The organism is Pseudomonas sp. NPDC089428 (genome assembly GCF_044749325.1).
Lineage (GTDB): Bacteria > Pseudomonadota > Gammaproteobacteria > Pseudomonadales > Pseudomonadaceae > Aquipseudomonas.
On sequence record NZ_JBIVHT010000015.1, the window covers coordinates 40,783 to 56,867 of the forward strand.

10 protein-coding genes are annotated in these 16,085 nt (G+C 62.1%); 3 read left to right on the top strand and 7 right to left on the bottom strand.

What is annotated here, in order from left to right:
* Positions 1 to 9 precede the first annotated feature (9 nt).
* Positions 10 to 927, bottom strand: a complete 918-nt coding sequence (locus ACIPZ5_RS22420) for a glutamate/aspartate ABC transporter substrate-binding protein (protein WP_152954521.1) — start codon at positions 925 to 927, stop codon at positions 10 to 12.
* 314 nt (positions 928 to 1,241) lie between these two features.
* Between ACIPZ5_RS22420 and ACIPZ5_RS22425 the strand changes: the two genes are divergently transcribed.
* Complete coding sequence (locus ACIPZ5_RS22425) at positions 1,242 to 5,381, top strand: NEL-type E3 ubiquitin ligase domain-containing protein (RefSeq protein WP_400810728.1); 4,140 nt, start codon at positions 1,242 to 1,244, stop codon at positions 5,379 to 5,381.
* A gap of 43 nt (positions 5,382 to 5,424) precedes the next feature.
* On the opposite strand, the gene glpD is transcribed toward ACIPZ5_RS22425, so the two are convergent.
* The 4 genes from glpD to ACIPZ5_RS22445 form a co-directional block, all read right to left on the bottom strand.
* Entirely contained in the window at positions 5,425 to 6,963 is a 1,539-nt protein-coding gene (gene glpD, locus ACIPZ5_RS22430; RefSeq protein WP_343599894.1) for a glycerol-3-phosphate dehydrogenase, read from the bottom strand.
* Between the two features lie 432 nt (positions 6,964 to 7,395).
* Positions 7,396 to 8,151 carry a DNA-binding transcriptional repressor GlpR gene (gene glpR / locus ACIPZ5_RS22435; protein WP_027918980.1) on the bottom strand — a complete coding sequence of 252 codons (756 nt, stop codon included), beginning with the start codon at positions 8,149 to 8,151 and terminating at the stop codon, positions 7,396 to 7,398.
* A 101-nt stretch (positions 8,152 to 8,252) separates the two neighbouring features.
* Entirely contained in the window at positions 8,253 to 9,752 is a 1,500-nt protein-coding gene (gene glpK / locus ACIPZ5_RS22440) for a glycerol kinase GlpK (RefSeq protein ID WP_313711266.1), read from the bottom strand.
* 41 nt (positions 9,753 to 9,793) lie between these two features.
* Positions 9,794 to 10,645: an MIP/aquaporin family protein gene (locus tag ACIPZ5_RS22445; protein WP_400810730.1), complete on the bottom strand. Its 852-nt coding sequence runs from the start codon at positions 10,643 to 10,645 to the stop codon at positions 9,794 to 9,796.
* A gap of 302 nt (positions 10,646 to 10,947) precedes the next feature.
* On the opposite strand from ACIPZ5_RS22445, the gene ybaK reads away from it, so the two are divergent.
* Positions 10,948 to 11,418, top strand: a complete 471-nt coding sequence (gene ybaK / locus ACIPZ5_RS22450) for a Cys-tRNA(Pro) deacylase (protein ID WP_085675224.1) — start codon at positions 10,948 to 10,950, stop codon at positions 11,416 to 11,418.
* 100 nt (positions 11,419 to 11,518) lie between these two features.
* Here ybaK and ACIPZ5_RS22455 read toward each other — a convergent pair whose 3' ends face one another.
* Together ACIPZ5_RS22455 and argF are read right to left on the bottom strand one after the other, a co-directional pair.
* Complete coding sequence (locus ACIPZ5_RS22455) at positions 11,519 to 12,628, bottom strand: ABC transporter ATP-binding protein (RefSeq protein WP_343599901.1); 1,110 nt, start codon at positions 12,626 to 12,628, stop codon at positions 11,519 to 11,521.
* Positions 12,625 to 13,545 carry an ornithine carbamoyltransferase gene (gene argF, locus ACIPZ5_RS22460; RefSeq protein ID WP_261941327.1) on the bottom strand — a complete coding sequence of 307 codons (921 nt, stop codon included), beginning with the start codon at positions 13,543 to 13,545 and terminating at the stop codon, positions 12,625 to 12,627. Before argF ends, ACIPZ5_RS22455 begins: the two co-directional genes overlap by 4 nt.
* 383 nt (positions 13,546 to 13,928) lie before the next feature.
* On the opposite strand from argF, the gene ACIPZ5_RS22465 reads away from it, so the two are divergent.
* Complete coding sequence (locus ACIPZ5_RS22465; protein WP_400810733.1) at positions 13,929 to 16,037, top strand: molybdopterin-dependent oxidoreductase; 2,109 nt, start codon at positions 13,929 to 13,931, stop codon at positions 16,035 to 16,037.
* The last annotated feature ends 48 nt before the right edge of the window (positions 16,038 to 16,085 follow it).

A 16,085-nucleotide genomic window follows, 5' to 3' on the forward strand; every position in this document is an offset into this window, starting at 1 on the left:
ATCTGAGGGTCAGGACTTCTTCTCGTCCGCAGCCTTGTCGGTTGGCTCGGCGATCAGTTTTTTCAGCTCGTCGCTCATCTGGAAGTTCAGGTTGAGGCCCTTGGGCGGGATCGGCTGGGTGAACCACTTGTCGTAGCTCTTGTTGACTTCGCCCGACTTGTAGTAGGCGACGATGGCGTCATCGACGGCTTTCTTGAACGCAGGGTCATCCTTGCGCACCATGCAGCCGTAGATTTCATACGACTGCGGAGTACCGGTGATGACCCAGTCTTTAGGGTTGCGCGCCTTGGCCATTTCACCGGCCAGCAGGGCGTCGTCCATCATGAAGGCCACGGCGCGGCCGCTTTCGAGCATGTTGAAGGCTTCACCGTGGTCCTTGGCGGAAATCACGTTCATCTTCATCTGCTTGTCGGCGTTCATCGCCTTGAGGAGGCGCTCGGAGGTGGTGCCAGCGGTGGTCACCACGTTCTTTCCGGCCAGGTCCGGGAAGTCCTTGTAGGAAGGTTGACCGTCCTTGACCTTTGTCAGCAGGCGGGTACCGACTTCGAAGATGCCGACCGAGAAGCCGACTTGCTGCTGGCGCTCGACGTTGTTGGTGGTGGAGCCGCACTCAAGGTCCACGGTGCCGTTCTGCACCAGCGGAATGCGGGTCTGGGAGGTAACCAGGTTGTACTTGACCTTGATGTCGGTACCCAGTTGCTTCTTCAGGGCATCGACCACGGCCAGCTGGATGTCGTGGGAGTAGCCCACGGGCGTTTGACCGCCAGCCAGGTAGGAAAACGGGATGGAAGAGTCGCGGTGGCCCAGGGTGATGGTGCCCGAGTCCTTGATCTTCTTCAGGGTACCGGTCAGTTCTTCAGCCATGGCTGGCGAAGCGATGATCGCGGCGGCGATGGTTGCGCCCAACAGATGACGAACGATACGCATCAATCTTTCCTCGACGTGTTTGTTTTTTTTATGGAGCCGTTGGCGGACTCTTTCGTTCAACGAATACAACAAGAAGCGAGTGCATTCGGCTACCAAGTGTAGAGCATGAGTCGTGCCAAGCTCTGATATCGATCATAACGTCGCATGTTCCGCGGGGAGCAAGCCATTTTTCGTGTTCCAGCGTAGCTAAGCACTAACGGGTTTCCGAACGGATGGATTGCTTGCATTCGGAAATCCGAATGGCTGATCTATCTACCACGAGGGTCATCGGGGCGCGTGCTCAGATCGGGGTTTTCCTGTTTGGAGATCCCACTGTGGCAGTGAATCCGGTGTTTCCTGCAACCTCCGTCGACCATCTGATCGAGCGAAACCTGCCTCAATGGCTCATCCGTGCCGAGGCTGACCATGCACGCGCCTACCATCAGGCATTGCTGGCGCAGCAAGGGTATGCCGAGCGGCTTCGGCAGCTGTTGGAGCCAGTTCCGTCCATCGAGGCTTTTGCATTGCCTCGTTTGCAAAGGGCTTTGAATGAAGCGGGGCTTGCGCATGTCGACCCCCGGCAGGCATTTGTTTCGATCAATGAACGGTTCGAGCTGCCGTCCGCCGCCGAGAAACTCTACCAACCCGCGGCCACCTACACTTCCCGGCACAGTTTGCTCGCGGCTGCGTTGCACAACTTCCAGGATCATGAAACCAGGCCCTGGCTTCTGCGCAGCGCCAGGCTCGTCGGCGCCAAGGGGGCTGTGCTGGCGCTGCCGTTCGAGCGATTTGCCAGTATCTGCCGCAGCCTGGATATCGGTGCTGGCTACCAGGCTGTGCTCAAGAGCGTGCTGCAGCCCAAATCTGGGCGCGGCCAGCCTTGGGATCAGGCTCGCCGGCACGTCGAGCAGCTGTTTCAGGACTGCCTGCGTGCTCGCCTGAAAGCAGAGGTATACGAGGCCAGGATCAAGCGACAGATCGACGAAGCGGACCTGCAGCGCCTGCTCGCGTATCTCGCCGGGACCGAAGAGCGGGTAGAGGCCAAGGGAAGCTTCACTGCGCGGCAGCTCTACCTGCTCGGCAAGTGCATCGTCGGTGTGATCGCCCTGGAATGGCGAGCGGCCGGCCGCGATGAAATCGACGAGATCATCGTCTGGATGCCAGGTGATCCGGATAAAGCCATCCGCCACTACGATTGCTGGTCAGACGTATACGAGGACATCGCCACACGCTTGCGCGTGCCCACGTTCCGCAGCTGGTTCAGCCGCTTCATCAAGGCCCGTGACAGTGCTGGGTTCAATCAGGCGCTTACCCGGTTGCTCAAGGCATCGGCCGCGCCCGCAGTGGTGGAACTCGATGGCCGCAACCTGCCCATTACCGGGCACGCAGTCGCCCATGTTCAGGCGCAGCAGGTCACGAGGATTTTCGACGATGCGCGGTTCATCGCCGTGCCGACGGATGATGAAGATCGCCAGAGCCGGCAGGAGCGCTTGCAGCAGATGCTGTCGGCCGGCCTGGACCTGTTGGGCATGGCGGCATTCTTCGTTCCTGGACTGGGTGAGTTGCTGTTGGTTGTTAACGCCGTTCAGTTGCTGGACGAAGTCTACGAAGGTTACCAAGCCTGGCAGTTGGGTGATCGCCAGGGGGCACTGAATCATCTGTTCGGCGTGGTCGAGAGCGTGGCGCTGGCTGGGGCGTTGTCGGGAGTGGTGCATGTTCTGCCGCGCATTGCATTCGTCGACGCGCTGGAGCCTGGGATGGCGGCTGATGGCACGGTGAAGCTCAGGCACCGTAGCCTGCGCGCGCATCTGGAAGAAAGCCCCGCAGCACTGTTGCAGGCGCTTGCCCCACAAGCGTTTGGCAGTGTGCTGGAGGATGATGCCCGGACCTTGCTGACGGTCACTGGCTTCAACGCTGACAAGGTGCGCCGACTGTGTGTGGAACACGCCCCGGCCCCGGCCCGGATCCTGGACATGCATGAGCGCATTGCCCTGCACCATGCCTCGCCAGGGCTCAAAGGCGCAGCGTTCGAAGAGGCACTGGGTGGCCTGCGCCAGGCGACTGACCCAGACCAGGCGGTGCTGATGGCGGCTTTCAAGGGCCTGACGCCACGTGGCGCCGAGGAAATCATCCGGCATACCTGTTCAGCGCAACTGGAGAACTGGCGTGCCAACGGGCGAGTACCACTGGGCATGGCGGAACGGGCGCGCGCTCATGTTCGCCAAACCCGCCTGGACAACGCTTGCCTGGGCGTGCGCCTGCATGGCATGGGCAGCCCGGACAGCGAGAGGTTGGTGATGGGGCTGCTGGCGCACAAAGCGCCGTGGCCCTCTACCCACCCGGTAGAGCTGCGTTCTGGCAGCCGTGAAGGCCCATTGCTGTTTGCCAGCCACGCAGAACCGGCTGCAAAGCCCCGGCTCATCGTGCGTCACGAGCAAGGCTACCGCCTCTATGACAGCGATGGCTCGCTCGACGTCGGTGCTGGCGAGTCGCTGCTCAAGGTGCTCGTGCTTTGCCTGGACGATGAGCAGAAGGCCGTGTTGAATTCCACCAGTCTGAATGCCAGGCAGCTGCGTGACTGGCTGATGGCGAGCATTGCGGCCGACCGAGAACAGGCAGGGCGGTTGATCGGCGCTGCCCCCTCAGGCGCAGCGATCCATCCGCCCAGGCGTTTCGGTGACGGGCGCCTGGGTTACCGGCTGAGTGGTGGAGGGGAGAGTAGCCAGCAGGCGATCAGGCGTGGCATCCACCAGATCTTCCCGACACTCAGTGAACTGCAGTTGCAGGCCTACCTGAATGCCGTGCGAGCGCAAGGGCATAACTTGTGGGATCACTACCAACTGCTGCAACGCCAGCTGGCCGAACTGCGCGGGGCACTGAGTGAATGGCAGGGGCAATGGCGAACGCCAGCCGACGCCATCAGGCGACGTCGGGTTGCCGATACCTTGCGTCGCAGCTGGCGGCGCAAGCTGGTCGATATCAATGACGAGTACGAGTTGGTGCTGGACGGTGAGCATGTCAGCGAATTGCCGACGTTGCCCGCAGGCTTGGAGTTTGCCCATGTACATCGGCTGGTCCTGCGCAACATGGGCCTGGAGAGCATCGCCCCGGACTTCCTCGGGCGTTTCCCCAACCTGGTCGAACTGGATCTCAGCGAAAATCGCCTTACCCAGGTGCCGCCTGGCATCGAGGGGCTCACTCACCTGCGGCGCCTGAACCTTACCAGCAATCAAATCGTGATCGATGAGCAAGCCAATCTCCGTTTTGCCCCGCTCGCTCTGCTCGATACCGTCGAGCTCAGCTTCAATCCGTTGGGGCAAGCGCCTGATCTCTCGGGTTTGCGGCACGTGCGGCAGTTGCATCTGCGGGCGACGGAGCTGGTCGATGTCGAAGAGCTGCTCTCGCGTGCCTCCTGGCGAGCGATGATCGACGCGCGAGAAAACCGGATTCGGCAATTGCAGCAAGAAGTGCAAGGGTTGGATCTGCGACTGGCGCGCATTCAGCTGCATGACAACCCGTTGAGCCAGGCCAGCCACGAACAGCTCGACCGGAGGCGCGCAGGTGTCGCGCCAGGCGCTCGGGGCAGTGCATCGTACAAGCACCGGGAAGCCAACGGCGAGGTCCGTGAACTGTGGACGCATACCCGCGACCGGACGCTTCGACTGCAGCGTGAAGCGTCCTGGGACCGGTTGCGTCAGGAGTCGGGGTCGAACGATCTTTTTCGCTTCCTGGCCGATCTGGGGCAGGGCGATGATTTTGCCGAGCATCCCGGGCACTTCCGGCGACGGATATGGCGCATTCTGGATGCCTGTGAGCACAACGAGGTACTACGCGAGCAGATATTCCGTGAGGTGGGAGGGCCGCGCAGTTGCGAGGACCGCTTGCTGCTGATGCTAAACCAGCTGGAAATCGGCGTATTGGTGCAGCAGGGGGTTAGCGGCGTGCCGGCCAACCAGGTGGAGCAGAGCCTGGTACGCCTGGGCCGGCAGCTGTACCGCCTGGATCTGGTCGACTCGATAGCCACCCGGCAGGTGCAGCACATGCGTGCCAATACCACAGGCCGGGTCGATGAAATCGAAGTGAGGCTGGTGTACCGCAACCAGCTGGCACAGGCGCTGGAGCTGCCGGTCCAGGTCGAGGACATGCACTATGCCCAGTACGCTAATGTAACGGACGATGACCTGCTCGAGGCGCAACTGGATGTCCTGCAGGCCGAGACGCCTGAAGAGATTCAGCAGACGCTGGCGCAGCGGCCCTTTTGGGCCAGTTACGCCAGGCGGCGTTATGCTGAGCGCTTCGATGCGTTGGCCGAGCCTTACCACCAGCGCCTTGCTGAATATGAAGCACAAGCTGCCAGCGGCGGCGAGCAGCTCTATCTGCAGAGGGCTGATGAGTTGATGCGCGAACTTGAAGTTGCCGAGCAGCTGCTGCTGAGGACGCTGGCGGAAGAAGCGTGGGCGCGATTCACTGATTGAAGCCGGCCGCCGCCAGCGTTGCCTGGCGGCAGGCCCAGCCTGCTCATGCCGCGCGAGTTGCGGCCTGCTTCACGTGCTTGTCGTGCAGGTACTGCACCAGCGCCTGCTGCTGCGCAGCGCTGGTGAACAGGCCAAGCTTGGTACGACGCCAGAGAATGTCATCGGCGCTGGCGGCCCATTCGTGCTCCACAAGGTAGTCCACTTCACGGCCGAACAAACCGCCACCGATGGATTGGCCCAGATCCTCCGGGCCCTGCACGCCTTCGAGCAGCTGCCATACGCGGCTGCCATAGGTCACAGCCCAACGCTTGGCGATATCCACCGCCAGCCAGCCACAACGGGCCAGCACGGCATCGACCAAGGCTTGCACGGTAGTCATCTGCTCACCGCCCGGCAGGGGTGAAGTGGCCGTCCAGCTGCCGCGCAGTTGCGGGAAGTGGGGCTTGAGTTCGGCCATGGCCGACTCTGCCAGCTTGCGGTAAGTCGTCAGCTTGCCGCCGAACACCGACAGCAACGGCGCCTGCCCTTCGCTGGCAGACAACGCCAGGGTGTAGTCGCGGGTCACGGCAGAAGGGTTGTCCGATTCATCGTTGCAAAGCGGGCGAACCCCGGAATAGGTGTGGACGATGTCGCTGCGTTCGAGCTGATGGTTGAAGTGCTCATTGACAACCTTCAGCAGGTAATCGGTTTCCTGCTCGGTGATGGCGACCTTGGCAGGGTCGCCACTGTATTCGCGGTCGGTGGTGCCAATCAGGGTAAAGCGTTCGAGGTAGGGGATGCAGAACACGATGCGCTGGTCTTCGTTCTGCAGGATGTAGGCATGTTCGCCGTCGTACAGCCGCGGCACGATGATGTGGCTGCCCTGGATCAGGCGGATACCGTAAGGGGCATCGAGCTTGAGGTCGTCCTTGATGAAGCTGGCGACCCAGGGACCGGCGGCGTTGACCAGGGCGCGGGCACGAATGGTCTGCAGGCTGCCATCGGCATGCTGCAACTCGACCTGCCACAGGCCATTCACGCGTTCGGCGCGCAGGCAGCGGGTGCGGGTGCGGATGTGCGCACCCTGCTCGCGGGCGGCCATGGCGTTGAGCACCACCAGGCGAGCGTCGTCCACGGCGCAGTCAGCATATTCGAAGCCACGGGTGATCGACGGCTTCAGCGGGTAGCCAGGGCCGAAGCGCAGGCTGCGCGAGGCGCCCAGGCGCTTGCGCTTGCCCAGGTGGTCGTAAAGGAACAGGCCGGCGCGGATCATCCAGGCCGGGCGCAGGTGCGGGCGGTGCGGGAGCACGAAACGCATCGGCTTGACGATGTGCGGGGCTTTGGCGAGCAGTACTTCACGCTCGGCCAGGGCTTCGCGAACCAGGCGGAATTCGTAGTGTTCCAGGTAGCGCAGGCCACCGTGGATCAACTTGCTGCTGGCCGAAGAGGTGTGCTGGGCGAGGTCGTCCCGCTCACAGAGAAACACGCTGAGGCCGCGGCCAGCGGCGTCGGCAGCAATGCCCACACCATTGATGCCACCGCCGATCACGGCGAGGTCATAGCAGTCGGCGAGGGGGGGCTGTGACGAAACTGGCTGGGACACGGGCAAGGCCTCCTGAGGCTGTTCACATCGAATATGAACATTGATGTTCGTTTTCGAAAATACTAGCGCAACAGAAAGCGGGTCGCCAGTCAGTATTCATAGAAAAAGCTGATCGGGTGACAATAAAGTGAACATTTATGAAAATTCGGGTGATCAGTTCGAGAGGTTTAGCGCCTGTTAGATCGAGCGCCGCCCGCGCGGCGCATCGCGGATAAATCCGCTCCTCCATTTGTTGCGCCGTGGCCATGCCTGTGAGGCCATGGTTGTCAGCCGGTTTGCACGACTCAAGACATGCACCAAGGCTGGCAACCATGGCGTAACAGGTTCGGCACGTTGCAACAAATGTAGGAGCGGATTTATCCGCGATGCGCCGCGCGGGCGGCGCTCGATCTCACTGGCGACAAAAGACTCATGGCATGCCCCCGGGGGCCCTCAGACCACCTCAAGCCGGATCTTGTACTGGTTCAGCAGCTGGGTGAGAGCAGGCGTAGGCGCCTGGTCGGTCACCAGGCAATCGACCAGGCTGATCGAGCCCAGGCGCACCATGGCATTGCGCCCGAACTTGCTGGAGTCGGCGGCGAGGATGACTTGCCGGGCATTGGCGATGATTGCCTGGGACACCCGCACCTCTTGGTAATCGAAGTCGAGCAGGCTACCGTCTTCATCGATGCCGCTGATGCCGACCAGGGCGAAGTCGACCTTGAACTGGTGGATGAAGTCGACGCTGGCCTGGCCAACCACGCCGCCATCGCGGCGTACCGTGCCGCCCGCCACCAACACCTCGAAGTCATCCTTGGCCGCGAGAATCGCCGCCACGTGCAGGTTGTTGGTGATGACCTTCAAATGGTTGTGATTGAGCAGCGCCCGGGCAATCGACTCGGTGGTGGTGCCGATGTTGATGAACAGCGAGGCATGGTCGGGAATCTGCTTGGCCACGGCTTCGGCGATACGCTGTTTTTCATCGCGCATCTGGTCGGCGCGCATGGCGTAGGCGGTGTTCTCGATGCTCGAATCATAGGCCGCACCTCCGTGGTAGCGGCGCAGCAGGTTGAGCTCGGCAAGCTGGTTGATGTCGCGTCGGATGGTTTGCGGGGTGACGACGAACAATTGCGCCATTTCTTCGATGCTGACGTAGCCGCGATCGCGCACCAGCTCGAGGATTTGTTGTTGGCGTGGGGGCAGATTCATGGGCGGTCCTTTGGGGCTGCCGGACAAATTCTGCAATGATGCCGTAGGAAGGGGGCTACGGCCAGTAGCCGATGGGGGCCGCACGGCGGCCCCCTTGTGTGTCACGCCTCGTGATCTTCCCAGTCACGGGTGCGCTCAACGGCCTTCTTCCAGCCGGCATACAGCTTCTCTTTCTGCGCCTCATCCAGCTGTGGGCTGAACTCGCGCTCGATGATCGCCTTGTCGCGCAGTTCCTCCAGTCCGCTCCAGAAACCACAGGCCAGGCCTGCCAGGTAGGCGGCGCCGAGGGCGGTGGTTTCGCGCATTTTCGGGCGCTCCACACACGTGCCGAGAATGTCGGCCTGGAACTGCATGAGGAAGTTGTTGGCCACCGCGCCACCGTCCACACGCAGTTCCGACAGCCGTTCGCCGCAGTCCTGTTGCATGGCGTCGAGGACATCGCGGGTCTGGTAGGCGATCGATTCCAGCGCGGCACGAATGATGTGGTCGACCTTCACGCCACGGGTAAGGCCGAACAGCGCGCCACGGGCATACGGGTCCCAGTACGGGGCGCCCAGGCCCGTGAAGGCCGGCACCAGGTACACACCATTGCTGTCCTTGACCTTGCTGGCGAAGTACTCGGTGTCCAGGGCATCGTTGACGATCTTCAGCTCGTCACGCAGCCATTGTACGGTGGAGCCACCGTTGAACACCGCACCTTCCAGGGCATAGGCCACCTCGCCGCGCGGGCCGCAGGCGATGGTGGTAAGCAGGCCGTGGGAGGACTTCACGGCCTTGTCGCCGGTATTCATCAGCAGGAAGCAGCCGGTGCCGTAGGTGTTCTTGGCCTGGCCCGGTTCCACGCACATCTGGCCGAACAGCGCCGACTGCTGGTCGCCGGCGATACCGGCGATGGCGATGCCGCTCTTGGTGTGGCCGTACACTTCTGACGAAGGACGCACTTCTGGCAGCATCTGCCGCGGGATGCCGAGGATTTCCAGCAGCTTCTCGTCCCACTGCAGGCTGTGGATGTTGAACATCAGCGTGCGCGAGGCGTTGGTGTAGTCCGTGACATGTACCTTGCCACCGGAAAACTTCCAGATCAGCCAGGTATCGATGGTGCCGAACAGCAGTTCGCCACGCTCGGCGCGTTCGCGGGCACCGTCGACATTATCGAGGATCCACTTCAGCTTGGTACCGGAGAAGTACGGGTCGGTGACCAGGCCGGTGGCTTCGCGGATGTAATCTTCATGGCCATCGCGCTTGAGCTGGGCGCAGATCTCGGTGCTGCGGCGGCACTGCCAGACGATGGCGTTGTAAACTGGGCGGCCGGTTTCCTTGTCCCACACCACGGTGGTTTCACGCTGGTTGGTAATGCCCAGCGCGGCAACTTGTGCATGACTGATACCGGCCTGGGCCAGGGCCTCGACCATGGTCGCGCTCTGCGTGGCGAAGATCTCCATCGGGTCGTGCTCGACCCAGCCAGCCTGTGGGTAGTGTTGGGCGAACTCGCGCTGCGAGGTACCCACCACGTTGGCATCGCGGTCGAAGATGATCGCCCGCGAACTGGTGGTGCCCTGGTCCAGGGCGATGATGTAGTTCTTATCCTGGGTGTCTGTCATGGTCGTAGGCCTTGCTTAAAGAGGAGTTCAGGGCGTCAGCATCAGTTGGCTTGAGTATCGCCCTGGCGATTGTCGGTTGTCTCGGCGCCTGAGCCTTGCGCCGTCGGCAGGTTGCGGGCGATCAGGCCGCGATAGCTCGCGGCACCCAGGCATGCGCCGAGGATCGGTGCGAACACCGGAACCAGGAAATACGGAATGTCCCGACCGCCAGTGAAGGCGATTTCGCCCCAGCCAGCCAGGAAGGTCATCAATTTTGGCCCGAAATCGCGGGCGGGATTCATCGCGAAGCCGGTCAGCGGGCCCATGGCACTGCCGATCACGGCGATCAGCAGGCCGATCAGCAACGGCGCCATGGCGCCCCGCGGCAGGCCGTTGTTGTCATCGGTCAGAGCCATGATCACGGCCATCAGGATCGCGGTGATCACCACTTCGACCAGGAACGCCTGGCCAGTGGAAAGTGACGGGTGCGGATACGTCGAGAATACCGAGGCCAGTTCGAGGCTCTCGGTACTGCCACGCAGCATGGCGTGGGCCTGTTCGAAATCGAAGAACAGGTTGCTGTAGAGGGTATAGACCAGTGCCGCTCCACAGAACGCCCCACAGATCTGTGCGAGGGCATAGAACGGCAGCTTGCGCTTGTCGAAGCCGGCGAACAGGGCCAGTGCGATGCTCACGGCCGGGTTCAGGTGCGCGCCGGAAATGCCGGCAGTGAGGTAGATCGCCATGCTCACACCGACGCCCCAGATGATGCTGATTTCCCATAGACCGAAGCTGGCGCCAGCGACTTTGAGCGCGGCGACGCAGCCAGTACCGAAGAAGATCAGCAAGGCGGTGCCGAGAAACTCGGCCAGGCATTGGCTGGACAGTGTGGGTTCGCGTAGAGCAGTCGTCATGTATGACCTCGTTGTTTTTGTTGTGAGGCGCGAAGCGCTCGACAGCAAAGCCTGGTGTCTATCCCCATTGACCTCAGGCGGGTGTTAAGAAGCGCACCTTAAAAGGGCACTATTTATTCAGAAACGAAAAAATATAGACAAGAAACGCTGATGTCAAAGGTCGAAAGTGAACGGGTAGTCACGTTCTGATCGCCTATTTCCAGGGCTGATGCCCGAAGTAGAGGGCGGCGTCAGCCATTGGCTGGCTGGGATGTGGGATTTGCCCTAAAGTAGCCGCGACCTGTCCCAGACCGGAGCACTGCATGACCCCCGCACTCGACCTGTTGAAAAAAGCCCGCGCCGAACATCGCGTGCACAGTTATGAACATGACCCAAAGTCGGCGTCGTACGGGCTGGAGGCGGCTGAAAAGCTTGGGCTTGATCCGCAACAGGTATTCAAGACCCTGCTGGCGAGCAGCGAGAAGGGCGAACTGCTGGTGGCGGTGGTACCGGTGGTAGGGACGTTGGACCTCAAGGCCCTGGCCCATGCGGCCGGTGTGAAGAAATGCGAAATGGCCGACCCGGCAGCGGCTCAGCGGGCAACGGGCTATCTAGTCGGCGGGATCAGCCCGTTGGGGCAGAAGAAGCGCCTGCGCACGTTCATCGATGATTCAGCGCACAACTTCGCAACCATCCATGTCAGCGCCGGGCGGAGGGGGCTGGAGGTGGAGTTGGCGGCGGCGGTGCTGGCCGAGCATACCCAGGGCAAGTTCGCCGGAATTGGCAGGGGCTGAGATTGCGCAGGCGAGTCCATCGATTACAGGGACACGCAACCCCCTGTAGGAGCGGCCTTGTGCCGCGAAAGGGCCGCAAAGCGGCCCCAGGGTTCTGCAATCAGGTCGCCGAACTGTAGCGGCGAACCCCATTTTCCTCGCGCGACATCTGTGTCGCGACACTGCCCGGCACCGGGAACAGCACCAGGTGGTCGGCCTTCACCGCAATCCCCACACTTTCACCGACCTGGTGGTCGATATGGCTCGGGAAGATCGCCTCGAGCTGGCTGCCAGTCGGCAACTGCAAGCGGTACAGCGTCGACGCGCCAAGGAAGCTCTTGCCAACGATGTTCGCCTGCAGCGCGCTGCCCGGGGCTGGCACGATGTCATCAGGGCGCAGCAGCACATCCACCGAGCTGCCCGGCGCCATGGTGTAGGCACGGTTGCCACGCAGCTCGCCGAGTTCGGTATTGACCGCTTCATGGCTGCTCATCTGGCCACGGATGAAGTAGCCCTGGCCGACGAAACTGGCCACGAACGGCGTCTGCGGTTCGTGGTACAGGTTGTAGGGTGTGTCCCACTGCTCCAGCCGGCCTTCCTTGAACACACCGACGTGGTCGCTGACCGCGAACGCTTCTTCCTGGTCATGGGTGACCAGGATCGCGCTGGTGCCGCGGCTCTTGAGGATGTCGCGCACTTCGTGGCTCAGGCGCCGGCGCAGTTCCACATCGAGGTTGGAGAACGGCTCGTCGAGCAGCAGCAGTTGTGGTTCCGGTGCCAGCGCGCGTGCCAGGGCGACACGCTGTTGCTGGCCACCCGACAGCTCATGCGGGTAGCGCCCACCAAGGCCGCCGAGCTTGACCAGTTCGAGCATCTCTTCGATCACTTGCGCCTGGCGCGGGTGCTTGGCGATGCCGAAGGCAATGTTCTGAGCCACGGTCAGGTGCGGGAACAGCGCATAGTCCTGGAATACCATGCCGATCCGGCGTTTTTCCGGGGCCAGGGTGAAGCCTGCGCGGGAAATGACCTCGCCAGCCAGCTGGATCTCACCTTCGTGTACCGGCTCGAAGCCGGCGATGGCGCGCAGGGTGGTGGTCTTGCCGCAACCCGAGGAGCCCAGCAGGCAACCGATGTCGCCTGCGTTCAGGTGCAGGTTGAGGTTCTGGACGATGCGCTGCTCGCCGTAGCCGCAGGCGAGGTTGCGCAGGTTGAGCAGTAGGGGTTGACTCATGCGTGGTGGTAAGCCGGTTCGACAAGGAATTCGAGAAGGGCCTTCTGTGCATGCAAGCGGTTCTCAGCCTCGTCCCAGGCGACCGAACGCGGGTCGCCGAGCAGGTCCTGGCTGATTTCCTCGCCACGGTGGGCGGGGAGGCAGTGCATGAAAAGGACGTCGGGTGCCGCCAGGTCGAGCAGTTCGCGGGTGACCTGGTAAGGCGCGAAATGCGCCAGGCGCCGTGCAGTTTCCTCCTCCTGGCCCATGGAAGTCCAGACATCGGTGACCACCAGGTGCGCGCCACGCACGGCTTCCCTGGCGTCGCGAATGATCTGCACGCGGTCACCGCCCAGCGTCAGGAAGCGCTGATCGGGTTCATAACCCTCGGGGCAAGCGATGCGCAGCTGGAAGTCGAACTGCAGGGCGGCCTCGATGTACGAGTTGCACATGTTGAAGCCGTCACCGATCCAGGTCACGGTCTTGCCCTGGATCGAGCCGCGGTGTTCGATGAACGTCTGCATGTCGGCCAGCAGTTGGCAGGGGTGCGATTCGTCGGACAGGCCGTTGATCACCGGTACCTGCGAATGGGCAGCGAACTCGGTCAGGGTGCTGTGGGCGTGGGTACGGATCATCACCGCATCGACCATGCTCGAGAGCACGATGGCGCTGTCGCTGATCGGCTCGCCACGGCCCAGTTGGGTGTCACGTGGCGACAGGAAGATGGCCTGGCCACCGAGCTGGATCATGCCGGCTTCGAACGACACGCGGGTACGGGTCGAGGATTTCTCGAAGATCATGCCCAGCACACGGTTCTTCAGGGGCTCGAACAATACGCCGCGCTTGCGCAGGTCCTTCAGCTCGATGCCTCGGCGGATCACACCGAGCAATTCGTCGGTGGTGAAATCCAGCAGGGAGAGAAAGTGCCTAGCGCTCATGATTGACTACCTTATCTGCAACGGTATGCAGGTCGACCGTATGGTTTTTTTTGACAACGGGAGTGACCTGCGGCGTAAGCCGCACGGGGCGGACGAATTGGGGAAAGGCGCAATACTATAATTAAATGTCGCCTGAAACCAAGAGGGGAAACAGCAGCTCGTTCTTAAGATGTTGCAAAGGGTGTCGTACCCCTTGAACCCGTGCTGTTTTTTATTTGCTACAGCAGGTTGTACACGGCTTGCTGGCAATTTGGCAAATGCCTGTCGCGAATCGTGCGCCTGATGTCGCGGGATTCACGCCGCGAAGCGCGCTGGCCGGTGAAGGGGCAGGGGCGCATAGTCATTGTTCGACCATTTCTAACAAGAGCAAGGTAGAGGCGGCCATGACCAAGACTCTGCATCACCGTGCCTGTCACCTGTGCGAGGCGATCTGCGGGCTGAACATCGAAGTCAGCCATGACCACGACGGGCGGGCACTGATCAGCTCGATCAAGGGCGACCCAGAAGACCCTTTCAGCCGCGGTCATGTGTGCCCCAAGGCGGTAGCCTTGCAAGACATCCAGAACGACCCTGATCGCCTTCGCCAGCCACATCTGCGGGTGGGCGACCAGTGGCAGGCGATCGGCTGGGACCAGGCCTTTGCCCTGGCTGCCGACAGGCTGTGGGCGATCCAGCAGGCGCATGGGCGCAACGCGGTGGCGGTGTATCAGGGCAACCCGAGCGTACACAACTACGGGCTGATGACTCACAGCAACTACTTCCTGGGCCTGCTCAAGACGCGCAACCGCTTCTCTGCCACCTCGGTGGACCAGTTGCCGCAACACCTCACCAGCCACCTGATGTATGGCCATGGTCTGTTGTTGCCGATCCCGGATATCGACCACACCGACTTCATGCTGATTCTCGGCGGCAACCCTCTGGCCTCCAACGGCAGCATCATGACCGTGCCGGACGTGGAAAAACGCCTGAAAGCCCTGCGCGGGCGCGGTGGTCGCCTGGTAGTGGTCGACCCCCGGCGCAGCGAAACTGCCGCCATGGCCGATCAGCATCTGTTCATTCGGCCCGGTGGCGATGCTGCCTTGCTCTGTGGATTGCTCAACACCTTGTTTGATGAAGATCTCGCACGCGGATCGCATCTGCCGGTGACTGGCCTGGAGCACGTCCGTGAAGCGATCCTGCCGTTCAGCGCGGAGGCGATGAGCGCGCACTGTGGCATTGCCGCAACCCGGATACGCCAACTGGCACGGGACTTTGCCGCTGCAGACAAGGCGGTCTGCTATGGGCGCATGGGGGTATCGACCCAAGTGTTCGGCACGCTGTGTCACTGGCTGGTACAAGTAATCAACCTGGTGACCGGCAACCTCGACCGAGAGGGAGGGGCGCTGTGTACCGAACCTGCGGTCGATCTGGTGGTGACCACTTCGGGTGGCCATTTCAACGCCTGGCAGAGCCGGGTGTCAGGCCTGCCTGAATACGGCGGCGAGCTGCCAGTGGCGGCACTGGCCGAAGAGATGCTGACCCCCGGGGAGGGGCAGGTTCGCGCCCTGGTGACGGTAGCCGGCAATCCGGTGCTGTCCACGCCCAACGGCCGGCAGTTGGATGCGGCACTTGACGGGCTCGAGTTCATGCTCAGCATCGACCTCTATATCAATGAAACCACCCGCCATGCCGACCTGATCCTGCCTTCGACCTCGGCGTTGGAAAACGACCATTACGACAGCACATTAAACCTGCTGGCCGTGCGCAATGTGACCCGTTTCAATCGCGCCATCCTGGCCAAGCCGGAAGGTGCCTTGCACGACTGGGAGATTTTCGTCGGCCTGGCGCAGGCGTTCGCCAAACGTGCAGCGCTCGAACTGAAACCGACCTGGCCACCGGCGCAGATGATCGATTTGGCCCTGCGCAAAGGCCGCTATGGCGAAAGCAGCGCCTGGAATCTCTCGCTGCAGGCCCTGGACGAGCACCCTCACGGGCTTGATCTGGGGCCGCTGCGCGCCAATCTGCTGATGCGCCTGGCAACCGCCAGCAAAACCGTCGAGGCGGCGCCGCAGGTGTTGCTCGATGATCTGCAACGGTTGGCCTTGCAGGCGCCGCCTGCGCCGGGCGATTTGTTGCTGATCGGCCGCCGCCACGTGCGCAGCAACAATTCCTGGATGCACAATTTTCATCGCCTGGTCAAAGGCAAGCCGCGCCATCAGCTGCTGATGCACCCGCAAGACCTGCAGCAACGGCAACTGCAGGATGGCCAGCGGGTGCGTATCCGTTCGCGCACCGGTACGCTGGAGGTCGAGGTGCAGGCCTGTGAAGACATGATGCCCGGCGTGGTCAGCCTGCCCCATGGTTTCGGCCATGGCCGCCAGGGTGTGCAGTTGCAGGTTGCCCAGGCACAAGCGGGTGTGAGTGCCAACGACCTCACGGATGAACGCCTGCGTGATCAGGTTTCCGGTAACGCTGCGCTCAATGGCGTACCCGTGCAGGTCGAGGCCGCATGAGCAACGGTAAGGCCGAGCACGCTGCTCGGCTTTCCGATACAATGCGTC

Excerpts from the sequence above, each read along its gene's own strand:
- ACIPZ5_RS22465 (WP_400810733.1), top strand. The coding sequence starts at position 13,929 with ATGACCAAGACTCTGCATCACCGTGCCTGTCACCTGTGCGAGGCGATC.
- glpK (WP_313711266.1), bottom strand. The coding sequence starts at position 9,752 with ATGACAGACACCCAGGATAAGAACTACATCATCGCCCTGGACCAGGGC.
- ACIPZ5_RS22455 (WP_343599901.1), bottom strand. The coding sequence starts at position 12,628 with ATGAGTCAACCCCTACTGCTCAACCTGCGCAACCTCGCCTGCGGCTAC.
- argF (WP_261941327.1), bottom strand. The coding sequence starts at position 13,545 with ATGAGCGCTAGGCACTTTCTCTCCCTGCTGGATTTCACCACCGACGAA.
- glpR (WP_027918980.1), bottom strand. The coding sequence starts at position 8,151 with ATGAATCTGCCCCCACGCCAACAACAAATCCTCGAGCTGGTGCGCGAT.
- ybaK (WP_085675224.1), top strand. The coding sequence starts at position 10,948 with ATGACCCCCGCACTCGACCTGTTGAAAAAAGCCCGCGCCGAACATCGC.
- ACIPZ5_RS22445 (WP_400810730.1), bottom strand. The coding sequence starts at position 10,645 with ATGACGACTGCTCTACGCGAACCCACACTGTCCAGCCAATGCCTGGCC.
- ACIPZ5_RS22420 (WP_152954521.1), bottom strand. The coding sequence starts at position 927 with ATGCGTATCGTTCGTCATCTGTTGGGCGCAACCATCGCCGCCGCGATC.